General features: G+C 66.8%; 11 protein-coding genes. 7 read left to right on the top strand and 4 right to left on the bottom strand.

Annotated features, from left to right (window positions below):
• Positions 1 to 357 precede the first annotated feature (357 nt).
• Positions 358 to 1,779, bottom strand: coding sequence for a DEAD/DEAH box helicase (locus AC10QF_RS18250; protein ID WP_049414254.1), 1,422 nt, complete (start codon positions 1,777 to 1,779; stop codon positions 358 to 360).
• Between the two features lie 908 nt (positions 1,780 to 2,687).
• Between AC10QF_RS18250 and AC10QF_RS18255 the strand changes: the two genes are divergently transcribed.
• Together AC10QF_RS18255 and maiA are read left to right on the top strand one after the other, a co-directional pair.
• Positions 2,688 to 3,677: a fumarylacetoacetate hydrolase family protein gene (locus AC10QF_RS18255; protein WP_099486317.1), complete on the top strand. Its 990-nt coding sequence runs from the start codon at positions 2,688 to 2,690 to the stop codon at positions 3,675 to 3,677.
• Positions 3,678 to 3,691: 14 nt separating this feature from the next.
• Complete coding sequence (gene maiA / locus AC10QF_RS18260) at positions 3,692 to 4,360, top strand: maleylacetoacetate isomerase (protein ID WP_049414451.1); 669 nt, start codon at positions 3,692 to 3,694, stop codon at positions 4,358 to 4,360.
• A gap of 43 nt (positions 4,361 to 4,403) precedes the next feature.
• Here the strand turns inward: maiA and AC10QF_RS18265 are convergent, their stop codons facing one another.
• From AC10QF_RS18265 to AC10QF_RS18275, 3 genes are all read right to left on the bottom strand, one after another.
• Positions 4,404 to 5,864: a UdgX family uracil-DNA binding protein gene (locus tag AC10QF_RS18265; RefSeq protein ID WP_494542636.1), complete on the bottom strand. Its 1,461-nt coding sequence runs from the start codon at positions 5,862 to 5,864 to the stop codon at positions 4,404 to 4,406.
• Entirely contained in the window at positions 5,845 to 7,128 is a 1,284-nt protein-coding gene (locus tag AC10QF_RS18270; RefSeq protein WP_049414453.1) for a putative DNA modification/repair radical SAM protein, read from the bottom strand. The genes AC10QF_RS18265 and AC10QF_RS18270 overlap by 20 nt, the downstream gene beginning before the upstream one ends.
• A 131-nt stretch (positions 7,129 to 7,259) precedes the next feature.
• Positions 7,260 to 8,387, bottom strand: coding sequence for a PilT/PilU family type 4a pilus ATPase (locus tag AC10QF_RS18275; RefSeq protein ID WP_014035879.1), 1,128 nt, complete (start codon positions 8,385 to 8,387; stop codon positions 7,260 to 7,262).
• A gap of 121 nt (positions 8,388 to 8,508) precedes the next feature.
• On the opposite strand from AC10QF_RS18275, the gene AC10QF_RS18280 reads away from it, so the two are divergent.
• The 5 genes from AC10QF_RS18280 (at position 8,509) to AC10QF_RS18300 (ending at position 13,295) form a co-directional block, all read left to right on the top strand.
• Positions 8,509 to 8,874, top strand: a complete 366-nt coding sequence (locus AC10QF_RS18280; RefSeq protein WP_447906389.1) for a DUF4398 domain-containing protein — start codon at positions 8,509 to 8,511, stop codon at positions 8,872 to 8,874.
• Positions 8,871 to 9,755 (top strand): OmpA family protein, encoded by an 885-nt coding sequence (locus AC10QF_RS18285; RefSeq protein ID WP_494542637.1) that lies wholly within the window; start codon positions 8,871 to 8,873, stop codon positions 9,753 to 9,755. The genes AC10QF_RS18280 and AC10QF_RS18285 overlap by 4 nt, the downstream gene beginning before the upstream one ends.
• A gap of 324 nt (positions 9,756 to 10,079) precedes the next feature.
• On the top strand, positions 10,080 to 10,316 hold the full coding sequence (locus tag AC10QF_RS18290) for an HP1242/YdcH family protein (protein WP_005407964.1): 237 nt from the start codon (positions 10,080 to 10,082) through the stop codon (positions 10,314 to 10,316).
• A 300-nt stretch (positions 10,317 to 10,616) separates the two neighbouring features.
• Positions 10,617 to 11,987: a pyridoxal-phosphate dependent enzyme gene (locus tag AC10QF_RS18295; protein ID WP_005415163.1), complete on the top strand. Its 1,371-nt coding sequence runs from the start codon at positions 10,617 to 10,619 to the stop codon at positions 11,985 to 11,987.
• A 123-nt stretch (positions 11,988 to 12,110) separates the two neighbouring features.
• Positions 12,111 to 13,295 (top strand): cystathionine gamma-synthase, encoded by a 1,185-nt coding sequence (locus AC10QF_RS18300; protein ID WP_065196205.1) that lies wholly within the window; start codon positions 12,111 to 12,113, stop codon positions 13,293 to 13,295.
• Positions 13,296 to 13,298 lie beyond the last annotated feature (3 nt).

The following is a 13,298-nucleotide window of genomic DNA, read 5'->3' on the forward strand; positions in this document are numbered from 1 at the left end:
GGCGGGCTGCGCAGGACACGCCGTAAACCCGTCCTTGGGGGCTCGATGGCGCCATCCATGGCGCCAACGGTCCTGCGCAGCCCGCCCGGCCGCCCCTCGACGGTTTCCTGCGGGCGCGGACGCATCAGACCCCAAGACGGGAGCAAGGGCAAAAGCAAAAGCACAGCCAGGAATCGCGACTTCGGCTTACATGGACGTATTTACAGCGTGTTCTGCGCTGCCCCATGCCCATCCGCCCTCGGTACCGCCACCGCGTGCTTCATCACCCGGTAGCCAGCAACAAAAAAGGACGGCGCGTCAGCGCCGTCCCTCGATAGCCTCCCGCGCAACGGGAAGCACAACAGCTGTCAGCTGTGATCAGCCGGCGCGACCGCCGCCGTTGCCTCCCTGGCCGCGGCCACGGCCGCCACCATTACCGCCACCGCCACGACGCTGGCCCTGACCGGCGCCTGCACCCGCACGCTGCTGGCCGTTGCCACCACCCTCGCGGCGGCCGCCACCGGCCTTCTTCGGGCCGGCATGCGCATGGCGCGGCGCATCACCGTGCGGACGGCGTGCGTGGCTCTTGCGCGGTGCGCGCTCGCCGGTATCGTGCTCGGCCTTGCCCGGCGCACTGTTGCCCCAGCGGATCGGCGTCTGCAGTTCGAAGCCCGGCACATCGCGGATGTCCATGTCGCGGCCCAGCAGGCGCACGATCGCGCGCAGCAGCTTCACTTCATCCTGCGCCACCAGCGAAATCGCCTGGCCGGTCGCGCCGTTGCGGCCGGTACGGCCGATGCGGTGCACGTAGTCCTCGGCCACCATCGGCAGGTCGAAGTTGATCACCTTCGGCAGCTCGTTGATGTCGATGCCGCGCGCGGCGATGTCGGTGGCCACCAGCACGGTCACGCGTCCGGCCTTGAAGTCGCCCAGCGCACGCAGGCGCTGGCCCTGGCTCTTGTTGCCATGGATCGCCGCAGTCTTGATGCCCGACTTTTCCAGGAACGTGGCCAGCTTGTCGCTGCCATGCTTGGTACGGGCGAACACCAGGGTCTGCTCGCGGCTGTCCTGCGCCAGCAGGTGCAGCAGCAGGTCGCGCTTGCGGCCGGCATCGACCGGATGCACGCGATGGGTGATGGTTTCGGCCACGGTGTTCTTCGGCGTCACCTGGATCTGTTCCGGGTTGCGCATGAACTCCAGCGCCAGCTGGCGGATGTTGTCCTCGAAGGTTGCCGAGAACAGCAGGGTCTGGCGGTTCTGCTTCGGCAGCTTGGCCAGGATGCGCTTGATCGACGGCAGGAAGCCCATGTCGAGCATGCGGTCGGCTTCGTCCAGCACCAGCAGTTCAATGCCGGACAGGTCGACGCTGCGACGCTCCAGGTGGTCGATCAGGCGGCCCGGGCAGGCCACCAGCAGGTCGACGCCACGGCGCAGGATGTCCAGCTGGTTGCCCATGCCGACGCCGCCGTAGATGCAGGCGCTGGGAATGCGCAGGTACTTGCTGTAGCCGCGCAGGCTGTCATGCACCTGGGTGGCCAGTTCGCGGGTCGGGGCCAGGATCAGCGCACGCGGCTTGCGCGGGCCGGCACGCACTTCCTGCGAGGCGGTGCCCAGGTGCTGCAGCAGCGGCAGGCCGAACGCGGCGGTCTTGCCGGTACCGGTCTGTGCGCCGGCCAGCAGGTCGCGACCGGCCAGCGCCAGCGGGATCGCCTGCTGCTGGATCGGGGTCGGGTTTTCGTAGCCCTGCTCGGCAAGCGCACGCAGCAGGAAGGGCGCCAGGCCCAGCGATTCAAAAGACATTGAGATTGCTCCAGGTACAAGAAACGCCTGTCCGAACGGACAGACGGGGGCAGATCAAAGTGATCGGCTGACTCGGAGCGTTCCCGTGAACCGCGCTGCGAGAATTGGGTGCAGCCGGCACGAAGCGCAGGCTGGAATGCGTGACGAACGGCGTCGGAGTGGGGGCGGGCGAAGAGGGCGGACCCTGGTCGCCGGCGATCCCGAAGGGAAACGGACGGCCGCTGCAGACCGCGCAAGTCTAAACGATGTTTGAGACTTCACGCAAAAAGGCCTGTTCAGGTAGGGGTTCTCTCTGCAGGGCTGCGCCCTGCACCCGCAGAGGCCAGGGCAATGGCAATGGCAACGGCAAAAGCTGATTTCCTGTGGGATGGCGGGGTGGGTCCGGTGGCGGGAGACGCCGTAAACCCGTCCCTGGGGGCTTGGCCGCGGCATCCATGCCGCGGACACTCCCGCCACCGGACCCACCCCCCCTTCGACAGTTTCCTGCGATCTGTCGGAATGGCATGGGGTCAGATCCGTTTTCCGCAGGAAAACGGATCTGACCCCGGAATTTCATTCGATATCTGACAGATTTCATCCATGCAGGGCGTGGATCTACTGGCCACCGGCCTACTGTCGAAGGCGGGGTACTGTGGGTTTGCGGGGTGTGAGCGGCATGGATGCCGCGACCAAGCCCCCATGGATGGGTTTACGGCGTCCCCGCAAACCCACAGTGCCTCGCCATCCCACGGAATGCCCGCTGTTGCTGTTGCGTCGGCTGTTGCCTTGGCTTGAAGCAGGTGCAGGGCTGCAAGCCCTGCCGAACCCCCCACTACGGTAGGGTGGGCCGATGCCGCGCTGCAGCTTGGCGCCGCCGCAGATTTGATTACACTTGAAACTTGTTTGCCCACGACTCCGGACACCCACCCATGAAGCTTGGTTCTTTGAAGGAAGGCGGCCGCGACGGCACCCTGATCGTCGTCTCGCGCGACCTGCGCCACGGCGTGCGCGCCACCGGCATTGCCGCCACCCTGCAGCAGGCCCTGGAGGACTGGAGCCACATCGCACCGCGCCTGAACGCCCTGTACGAATCGCTCAACGCCGGCGACGCCGATGGCGTGTTCGATCTCGATCCGCAGGCACTGGCAGCGCCGATGCCGCGTGCCTATGAGTTCGTCGATGGCAGCGCCTACCTGCCGCATGTCGAGCGCGTGCGCCGCGCCCGTGGTGCGGAGGTGCCGGAGAGCTTCTACACCGACCCGCTGATGTACCAGGCCACCAGCGCCGGTTTCTACGGCCCGCGCGATGCGGTCAGGGTGGTCAGCGAGGACTACGGCATCGACCTGGAAGCGGAGATCGTGGTGATCACCGACGATGTGCCGATGGCGGCCACCCCGGAACAGGCCGCCGGCCACATCCAGCTGGTCGGCCTGGTCAACGATGTCTCGCTGCGCAACCTGATCCCGGGCGAGCTGGCCAAGGGCTTCGGCTTCCTGCAGTCCAAGCCGCGTTCGGCGCTGTCGCCGGTGTTCGTCACCCCTGACGAGCTGGGCGCTGCGTGGCAGGACAGCAAGGTGCACCTGCCGCTGCTGACCCACATCAACGGCCAGTGGTTCGGCGCGCCGGAAGCGGGCGTGGACATGCAGTTCAATTTCGCCCAGCTGGTTTCGCATGCGGCCAAGACCCGCCCGCTGGGTGCCGGCACCATCGTCGGCTCGGGCACCATCGCCAACGAAGACACCAGCAAGGGTGCCTCATGCTTCGCCGAGCAGCGCGTGGTCGAGACCCTGCGTGACGGCAAGCCGAGCACGCCGTTCATGTCCTTCGGCGACGTGGTCCGCATCGAGATGCTCGACGCTGCCGGCAACAGCATCTTCGGTGCGATCGAGCAGCGCATCGAACAGGCGGCCAAGCCCTGAGCATGGAGGCGGCGATGGAGATTCCGGTCGACGACGGCATCGTGCTGTACACCTACTGGCGATCCAGCGCCGCCTACCGCGTGCGCATCGGGCTGGAGCTGAAGGGCCTGGCCTGGGAGGCGCGGCCGGTGCATCTGGTGCGCGACGGTGGCGAGCAGCACCATGAGGCTTATCGCGCGCTCAATCCGCAGCAGCTGGTGCCGACCCTGCTGCATGATGGGCACACGCTGACCCAGTCGCTGGCGATCATCGAGTACCTGGAAGAGCGCTTCCCACAGGTGCCGCTGCTGCCGGCCGACGCCGCCGGCCGCGCACGGGTGCGGGCGCTGGCCCAGCTGGTAGCCTGCGATATCCACCCGATCAACAACCTGCGGGTGATGCAGTACCTGGAACGCGACCTGCAGCTGCCTGCCGACGCCCGCACGCAGTGGACCCTGCACTGGATCGCCGAAGGCTTTGACGCGATGGAAGCGATACTGGCCAACAGCCGCGACACCGGCACCTTCTGCCACGGCGACCGTCCTGGCCTGGCCGACATCTGCCTGTTGCCGCAGCTGTACAACGCCCACCGCTTCGGCCTGGACCTGGCACCGTACCCGACCCTGCGCCGCATCGAAGCGGCCTGCCAGGCACTGGATGCCTTCGACCGCGCCCGCCCGGAACACCAGCTCGACGCCGCCTGAAAAAAGGGGACGGAGGGGATTAAGTCGTATATGCACTTACGACTTAATCCCCTCCGTCCCCTTTCTGCCGCAATCGGGCCAGGTCATCGCGGAACACCCGGTAGGCCTCCTCGCGGCGGGCATCGTCGGTCTGTCGCAGCACCCACGCCGGGTGCACCGTGGCGTAGCCGCGGGTGCCGTCTTCGAGGGTGTGCCAGCGTCCGCGGTCGCGCGAGAGGTCGAAGTCACGACCGAACACCGAGGCTGCCGCTGTCGCGCCCAGGCACACGATCACCCTGGGCCGCACACGCGCGATCTCGCCCATCAGCCAGGGGCGGCAGGCCTGGATGTGGCGGCTTTCCGGTCGCTTGTGCAGCCGCACCTTGCCGCGCCGCTCATGGTGGAAGTGCTTCACCGCGTTGGTGAGGTACAGCTGGGCGCGATCGATTCCCAGCTCCGCCAGTGCGCGGTCCAGCACCTGGCCGGCGGGTCCTGCGAACGGCTGCCCGCGCAGATCCTCGGTGTCGCCGGGTTGTTCTCCGACCAGCATCACCTCGGCCCCTGCCGGCCCCTGGCCGAATACGGTCTGCGTGGCGTGCTCCCACAACGGGCACTGGCGGCAGGCGCTGGCCTGTCCGCGCAGATTGTTCAGGCTGCTGGCTTCGGCTGCCGATGCCGGAGGGTTCGCTCGCAGCGGAATCCTGCGTTGCGGTGCCTGCGCGGGACGGTCATGCATTTCCTGCACGCGGTCGGCGGCGTCGCGTACCAGGCGCGGCAGCAATCGGGCTTCAGGCAGGTGGCGCCAGTACTTGGCCGGCATCTCCTGCATCATCATCCGCGTGTTGAGCCGGGCCGGATTGAAAATGCTGGCGTAATAGGTCTGCCACAGCGACTCGCGTGCATCCTCGGCCGGGGCATCCTCGCGTCGTGCACCGGGGCCGAAGGCAAGCGCCTGCCCATCCCAGGAGGCACTGCGCGAAGGCGTGAGGATGGCCCAGCGCATGCCGGTGAAGCGGCGCGCGAAGAACGGCGCGACCCGGTCGACGATGTGGTGCTGTGGCTCGAACCAGGCGATGAACGCATCAGGCTGGCCAGGCACTTCGCGGAAGCGCACGAATGCCTTCATCTTGTGCGTGTCGCGGCGGACCGCCTGGGCCATGGCCATCGCCCTCAGTACGTCGGCATCGGCAGGGTTTGACAGCACCGAGCGTTCGCCATGGGCGATGCGCCACAGCAACCGGTACAGGAGGGCCATGCGTTGTCCGTCGCGATGGCACAGGCAGGTGTCCGCCAGCTCCAGGAAGTCGCGCGGTACCGTCGGTGCGCCAGCGTCGGCCTGTGCGGGCGCCGAGGTGACCGCTGGCGCGTCCAGCAGTGATGCGTCGCTGCCCTCGAGCCAGTCCAGCTGCTCCGGCGCGACGCCGCGCAGCAGGGCTTCGCGCGCACCGCTGCGCCAGGCCTCCAGCGACCATGGCGGATCCACCCGCAGCGACCAGCGCTGCGCGTCAGGCCGCGGACGGGGCATCGAACAGCGAACCCTGTCGCGGCGGCGGGGCCAGCTGCGCGCGCAGCGCCGCCGGATCATCCAGTGCTTTGCGCGGGTGATGGTCGGCCAGCAGCACGAACGGCAGCAGCTTGCTCATCGGTGCCTTCAGGCGCGCGATGTCGGCCACGCGCAGCCGCCCGTGGCGGCGTGCCATCAGCACGCGCTTGACGTTGCGCACGCCAAGGCCGGGCACGCGCAGCAGCATTTCCTTCGGTGCCCGGTTCAGATCGACCGGAAAGCGCTCGGGGTGGCGGATCGCCCAGGCCATCTTCGGGTCGATATCCAGGTCGAGCATGCCGTCCTGGGTGGTATCGGTAATCTCATCCACGCCGTAGCCGTAGAAGCGCAGCAGCCAGTCAGCCTGGTAAAGGCGATGTTCGCGCTGCAGCGGTGGCGGCTGCAGTGGCAGCTGCCGGCTGGCGTCCGGAATCGGGCTGAACGCGGAGTAGTAGACCCGGCGCATGCGGTAGTTGCCGTACAGGCTGTCGGCGCTGGCCAGGATCTGCTGGTCGTTTGCCCCGTCCGCGCCGACGATCATCTGGGTGCTCTGCCCGGCCGGTGCGAAACGGGGAGGGCGCGCCCGCGTGCTGCGGCTGGCCGTCGGTGCCACCGCTGCGGGGGCCTTGCGAGCTTCCTTGGCTTCCTCGATGCGCCAGCGCAGTTCCCCCATCGCGCCACGGATGGAATGAACCGTCTTCTCCGGCGCCAAGGCGCTCAGGCCGGCTTCGGTCGGCAGTTCCACGTTGATGGACAGACGGTCGGCATAGCGCCCGGCGCTGGCCAGCAGGTCCGGCGAGGCCTCGGGAATGGTCTTGAGGTGGATGTAGCCGGCGTAGCGGTGCTCTTCGCGCAGTTGCCGGGCTACTTCCACCATCTGTTCCATGGTGTAGTCCGCATTGCGGATGATGCCGCTGGACAGGAACAGGCCCTCGATGTAGTTGCGCTTGTAGAAGTCCAGGGTGAGCGTGACCACCTCATCCACGCTGAAACGCGCACGGGGCACGTTGCTGGAGACCCGGTTCACGCAGTAGGCGCAGTCGTAAATGCAGAAGTTGGTCAGCAGGATCTTCAGCAACGAAACACAGCGGCCATCGGGCGTGTAGCTGTGGCAGATGCCCATGCCCTCGGTGCTGCCGATACCGCCACTGGCGCGCGAATCGCGCTTTCCCGAGCCGCTGGAGGCGCAGGAGGCATCGTACTTGGCGGCATCAGCCAGAATGGCCAGCTTGCGGATGGTTTCCATTGAGGAAACCTACGGATGAGGGGTCTCATTGGATGAGACCGCCCCTGAACTCTTCAGAAAATGGGGATTGGAGGGGATCAAGTCGCAAGTGCACAAACGACTTAATCCCCTCCGTCCCCTTTTTCGTGGGATCAGAAGCCGTGGGTGATGCTGGGCGCGCCCGCCGAGAAATCGGCGTACGGGTCATGCTCGCCGCTGCTGCCCTCGGACAGGCGGAACTTCAGGGCCAGGCCATCGCGCGAGTCGGCTGCGCGCAGCGCTTCCTCCTGCTCGATGATGCCGGCCTTGGCCAGCCGGAACAGGCACTGGTCAAAGCTCTCCATGCCTTCCTCCAGCGAGGCTTCCATCGCCGCCTTGATCTCGTGCACCTGGCCGCGGCGCAGCAGGTCGCGGATCATCGGAGTGTTGATCAGCACCTCGGTGGCCGGCAGGCGTCGGCCCTCCTTGTTCTTCACCAGGCGCTGGCTGATCACCGCGCGCAGGTTCAGCGCCAGGTTCATCAGCACGTTCTTGTGCGCGCTTTCCGGGAAGAAGTTGAGGATGCGCTCGATGGTCTGGTCGGCGTTGTTGGAGTGCAGGGTGGCCAGGCACAGGTGGCCGGTCTCGGCGAAGGCGATCGCCGCCTCCATCGTCTCCGCATCCAGGATCTCGCCGATCAGGATCACGTCCGGCGCTTCACGCATCGCGTTCTTCAGCGCGTTGTGGAAGGCATGGGTGTCCAGGCCGACCTCGCGCTGGTTGACGATCGACATCTTGTGCTTGTGCAGGTACTCGATCGGATCCTCGATGGTGAGGATGTGACCGGTGGTGGTGCTGTTGCGGTGGTCGATCATCGACGCCAGCGAGGTGGACTTGCCGGAGCCGGTGGACCCCACCACCAGCACCAGCCCGCGCGGGGTCATGATGACGTCCTTCAGCACCTGCGGCAGGTTCAGCTCCTCGATGCTCGGGATGCGGCTGCGGATGGCGCGGATGACCATGCCGACCTCGCCCCGCTGCTTGAACACGTTGACGCGGAAGCGCCCGGCATCGGGCAGGGCGATGGCCATGTTGAGCTCGAGCTCGCGCTCGAACTGCGGCACCTGGCCCTCATCCATCAGCGAGTAGGCGATCTTCTTGACCATGCCCGGCGGGAGGCCGGTGTTGCCCAGCGGATAGAGCTTCCCCTCGATCTTGATGTAGACCGGTGCCCCGGTGGTCAGAAACATGTCCGAAGCGTTCTTTTCGGTCATCAGCTTCAGGAAGTAGCCGATATCCATTGCGAATTTTCCCCAACGAAACGGCCGACGCCCGTTGCCAGCACGGTGTCGGCTTGACGACAATGGCCGTGAACCGACAACCGGTACGGCCTCCCCAATGAAACGACTTAGCTTCGCACGAATGCGCCATGGCCTGTATGTGATGGCGTTTGCATTCGCACTGTCTGCCCCCGCCTGGGCGCAGGACGCCGCCCTGGAACTGGCGCAGGCCCGGCAGGCGGTCGACAAGGCCACCCGGGCCGATGCCGACCAGTACGCCCCGGACCTGATCGGGCTGGCCCGGCAGGGGCTGGAGCAGGCCCAGCGCGCCGCCGGCGACCGCCGCGAGCGCAAGAACGCCCCGGCGATGGCCCTGCGCGCCGCCGCCGATGCCGACCTGGCCCGCGTCCGCAGTGAGGAAGCCACCGTCACCGCGCAGCTGCAGCTGCGCCGCAACGAGGTCAACCAGCTGCAGCGCCAGCTGTCGACCGGGGAGGACCGCCGGTGAAGCCGATGACCGCCGCAACCCTGGCCGCGCTGCTGGCGTTGCCGACCCTGGCCACTGCCGCCGACAACCCGATGGTGGCGCAGCTGAGCCAGCGCCTGATGGCCATCCAGGCCAACCCCGATACCGCTGAGCTGGGCGCCTTCGAGCGCATGCAGGCGCAGCAGGCGATCGCCACCCTGGACAAGGCCAAGCGCCGCGACCAGGAGCTGGCCACGTACCTGGCCGAGCGCCGGGTGGAGATTGCCGAGACCGCCGTGCGCACCGCGCTGGCCGCGCGCGAGGTCGACCGCCTGGAGCGTACCCGCAGCGACCTGCTGATCGAGGCCAGCCGCCGCGATGCCGCCCGTGCCCGCCAGGAAGCCGAGCAGCTGCGCATGCAGGCGCAGGTGCAGGCCGAGGAGGCCGAACGCCTGCGCCAGGCCGCCGAGGCCGAAACCCTGGCCCGCCAGGACGCCGAAAACGCCCTGACCAGCGTGGCCGGCAAGCAGCAGCAGCGTCTGAGCGCTGCCCAGCAGAACGCTGCCAGGCTGGCCCGGGAGGAAGCCGAGCTGGTGTCCGGGCAGAAGCTGCCGGGTTCGAGGTTCGATGCGCGCGGTGAGGTCTTCACCTTCGGGGGCGACGCGTTCGCTGCAGGTGCGTCCAGCCTGTCTGGCGGCGCCCGCAACCAGGCCAAAGCGCTCGCCGAGTACTTGAACATCGGCAAGAAGGGGCGCCTGCGCATCGAGGCCTACGACAGTGCCAACGGCGTGGGCCAGAAGCGTGCCGAAGCGCTGCGCGACGCCCTGGTCGCAGGTGGTGTCGCCAGCAACCGGATCCAGGTCAGTGGCAAGAAGGCTGCGTCCACCCGGGCGCGCTCGGCCGAGGTCATCATCGCGCCGTAATGCATTGATATTGTTTGTTTTTCGTTGCAATGAGCATTCAGCCTGAACCCCGCCCCGGCGGGGTTCGGTCTTTTTGTCGCAGGGGTCTTGTACCCCGCCCTGAGCAGGCGTAGGGTCAATCGTCCGGGACGCAATGCCGCGGACCGGACGATGGGAGGGCCGGGCCGATGCAAGCAGGGCGCGAACCGCAGCAGATCGACGTGCGCAGGCCAGTGCCGCAGGTCGTTGCAGGCGTCCAGGTGGCCATCGGCCGGCACTCCTCCATGAACAACGCCCCGTGCCTTGCGGCCGGGGCGTTCGTGTATCTGTCGAAGGAGGTCCATCATGTTTGAAGATCAGCCCCAGAGCGAGATCGACGCACGTCGCGCGCGTGATCCGGAGTTCAGGGCACTCCATGACCAGCACCGCAAGTTGAACAAGAAGTGCATGGACGCGGAGCTGGGTGTACTCCCGATCGATGATGTCACCCTGGGTCGCATGAAGCGCGAGAAGCTGCTGGCCAAGCAACGACTTCTGCGAATGTACGAAACACCGCTCCCAACGACGTCCCCCACGCTTTGACGCACCCCGTCACGCCCGGAACGGCGTGACCCGGCCATCGATGGTCCGGCCGGGCGCTCCTGCCCCGGCATCGCGGCACCGCCGATGAGGCGGCCGCGCCAAGGCACCACAGGCGGTGGTGCCTTGGCCTGCAGGCACAACTCACCGATGCGGGCGGTACCGGTCTCCTCGTCGACCCGGGGCCGTCCGCATCCCTCTACGGGACGGCGGGCGGCATGCCCGCGCCGACCTGACATTCAGCGCCATCCGTCGGATAATCATCGGTCCGGCCCTGCGTGGCGCGAATCGAAAGTCCTCCGAATGCCCATCCATTCTTCCGTCCTCGAACTCATCGGCCAGACCCCGATCGTCAAGGCCCAGCGCCTGGACACCGGCGTCTGCGAGCTTTACCTGAAGCTCGAGAGCGCCAATCCGGGCGGTTCGATCAAGGATCGCATCGGCCTTTCGATGATCGAGGCAGCGGAGCAGCGGGGTGACCTGAAGCCGGGGGCGACCCTGGTCGAGGGTACCGCTGGCAATACCGGCCTGGGCCTGGCACTGGTGGCCCAGCAGAAGGGCTACAAGCTGATCCTGGTCGTTCCCGACAAGATGAGCCGCGAAAAGATCTTCAACCTGAAGGCGATGGGCGCCGAAGTGCGCCTGACCCGTTCGGACGTCGCCAAGGGCCACCCGGAGTACTACCAGGACCTGGCCAAGACCATCGCCGAGCAGACCCCGGGCGCCTACTTCATCAACCAGTTCGGCAACCCGGACAACCCGGCCGCGCATGAGTTCGGCACCGGCCCGGAGATCCTCGAACAGATGGGCGGTGACCTCGACGCCATCGTGTTCGGCTGCGGCAGCTCCGGTACCATGACCGGCCTGTCGCGTGCGTTCGCCAGGCTCTCGCCGAAGACCGAGCTGGTGCTGGCCGATCCGGTCGGCTCGATCCTTGCCGAGTACATCAACGACGGCGTGCTCAACGACAAGTCGGGCAGCTGGCTGGTGGAAGGCATCGGCGAGGACTTCCTGCCCTCGATCTCCGACTTCAGCCGTGTCAAGAAGGCTTATGCCATCAGCGATGCCGAGAGTTTCCACACCGCGCGCGAGCTGCTGGGCAAGGAAGGCATCCTCGGCGGTTCGTCCACCGGCACCCTGCTGGCCGCGGCACTGAAGTACTGCAAGGAGCAGACCACGCCGAAGAAGGTGCTGGTGCTGGTCTGCGATACCGGCAACAAGTACCTGTCGAAGATGTACAACGACTACTGGATGCTGGACAACGGCTTCCTGGAGCGCCCGCAGCACGGTGACCTGCGCGACCTGATCCTGCGTCCGTACGGCCAGCGCGACACGGTGGTGATCGGTCCGAACGACCTGTTGACCACCGCCTACCAGCGCATGAAGCTGTATGACGTGTCGCAGCTGCCGGTGATGGACGGTGAGCAGCTGGTCGGCATCGTCGATGAAAGCGACGTGCTGCTGCATGTCTATGGTGACGAAGCGCGCTTCCGCGACACCGTGGCCACCGCGATGGTCAGCAAGCTGGACCGGCTGGACGTGAAGTCGCCGATCGAGGCCCTGCTGCCGGTGTTCGACCGCGGGCAGGTGGCGATCGTGATGGACGGTGACGCCTTCCTCGGCCTGATCACCCGCATCGACCTGCTGAACTATCTGCGCCGTCGCGTGCAGTAAACCGCTGATCGCTGCCGTTCACCGCTGAATTCCGGTTTATTCGCGTCAAAGCTCGTTAAGGCTGCGCTGATAGACTCCCGATCCTTTGACGGCGCCGCACGTCGGCGCCATTCAGGAAACCACATGTCCAACTCCTCTTCGCCCGACCGCGCGCTGGCCCTGGCCACGCTGGCCATCCATGGCGGCCAGTCGCCCGATCCCAGCACCGGCGCGGTGATGCCGCCGATCTACGCCACCTCGACCTATGCCCAGTCCAGCCCGGGCGAGCATCAGGGCTTCGAGTACTCGCGTACCCACAACCCGACGCGCTTTGCCTATGAGCGCTGCGTGGCCTCGCTGGAAGGCGGCACCCGTGGCTTCGCCTTCGCCTCGGGCATGGCGGCCAGCTCGACGGTGATCGAGCTGCTGGACGCCGGCAGCCACGTGGTGGCGATGGACGACATCTACGGCGGCAGCTTCCGCCTGTTCGAGCGCGTGCGCCGCCGTACCGCCGGGCTGGACTTCAGCTTCGTCGACCTGACCGATCTGGCGGCCTTTGAAGCCTCGATCACGCCGAAGACGAAGATGGTCTGGATTGAAACCCCGACCAACCCGATGCTGAAGATCGTGGACATCGCCGCGGTCGCTGCCATCGCCAAGCGCCATGGCCTGATCGTGGTGGTGGACAACACCTTCGCCTCGCCGATGCTGCAGCGCCCGCTGGAACTGGGCGCAGACCTGGTCCTGCATTCGGCCACCAAGTACCTCAACGGCCATTCGGACATGGTCGGTGGCATGGTCGTGGTCGGTGACAACGCCGAACTGGCCGAACAGATGGCGTTCCTGCAGAACTCGGTGGGTGGCGTGCAGGGCCCGTTCGACAGCTTCCTGGCCCTGCGTGGCCTGAAGACCCTGCCGCTGCGCATGAAGGCGCACTGCGCCAACGCGCTGGCGCTGGCGCAGTGGCTGGAAAAGCACCCGGCGGTGGAGAAGGTGATCTACCCGGGCCTGCCGTCTCACCCGCAGCATGAGCTGGCCGGCAAGCAGATGGCCGGCTACGGCGGCATCGTCTCGATCGTGCTGAAGGGTGGTTTCGAGGCCGCCAAGCGCTTCTGCGAGAAGACCGAACTGTTCACCCTGGCCGAGTCGCTGGGCGGTGTGGAAAGCCTGGTCAACCATCCGGCGGTGATGACGCATGCCTCGATCCCGGTGGCGCGTCGGGAGCAGCTGGGGATCAGTGATGCACTGGTGCGGCTGAGCGTGGGGGTGGAGGAACTGGGGGATCTGCAGGTGGATCTGGAAAATGCGCTGTCGGCAGGGAATAGCTGATCC

Source organism: Stenotrophomonas maltophilia complex sp. Om-AH-Sm3, assembly GCF_059337855.1.

Coding starts and splice junctions, on each gene's coding strand:
- AC10QF_RS18255 (WP_099486317.1), top strand. CDS start 2,688: ATGAAGCTTGGTTCTTTGAAGGAAGGCGGCCGCGACGGCACCCTGATC.
- AC10QF_RS18280 (WP_447906389.1), top strand. CDS start 8,509: ATGCGCCATGGCCTGTATGTGATGGCGTTTGCATTCGCACTGTCTGCC.
- AC10QF_RS18270 (WP_049414453.1), bottom strand. CDS start 7,128: ATGGAAACCATCCGCAAGCTGGCCATTCTGGCTGATGCCGCCAAGTAC.
- AC10QF_RS18265 (WP_494542636.1), bottom strand. CDS start 5,864: ATGCCCCGTCCGCGGCCTGACGCGCAGCGCTGGTCGCTGCGGGTGGAT.
- AC10QF_RS18290 (WP_005407964.1), top strand. CDS start 10,080: ATGTTTGAAGATCAGCCCCAGAGCGAGATCGACGCACGTCGCGCGCGT.
- maiA (WP_049414451.1), top strand. CDS start 3,692: ATGGAGATTCCGGTCGACGACGGCATCGTGCTGTACACCTACTGGCGA.
- AC10QF_RS18300 (WP_065196205.1), top strand. CDS start 12,111: ATGTCCAACTCCTCTTCGCCCGACCGCGCGCTGGCCCTGGCCACGCTG.
- AC10QF_RS18295 (WP_005415163.1), top strand. CDS start 10,617: ATGCCCATCCATTCTTCCGTCCTCGAACTCATCGGCCAGACCCCGATC.
- AC10QF_RS18275 (WP_014035879.1), bottom strand. CDS start 8,387: ATGGATATCGGCTACTTCCTGAAGCTGATGACCGAAAAGAACGCTTCG.
- AC10QF_RS18250 (WP_049414254.1), bottom strand. CDS start 1,779: ATGTCTTTTGAATCGCTGGGCCTGGCGCCCTTCCTGCTGCGTGCGCTT.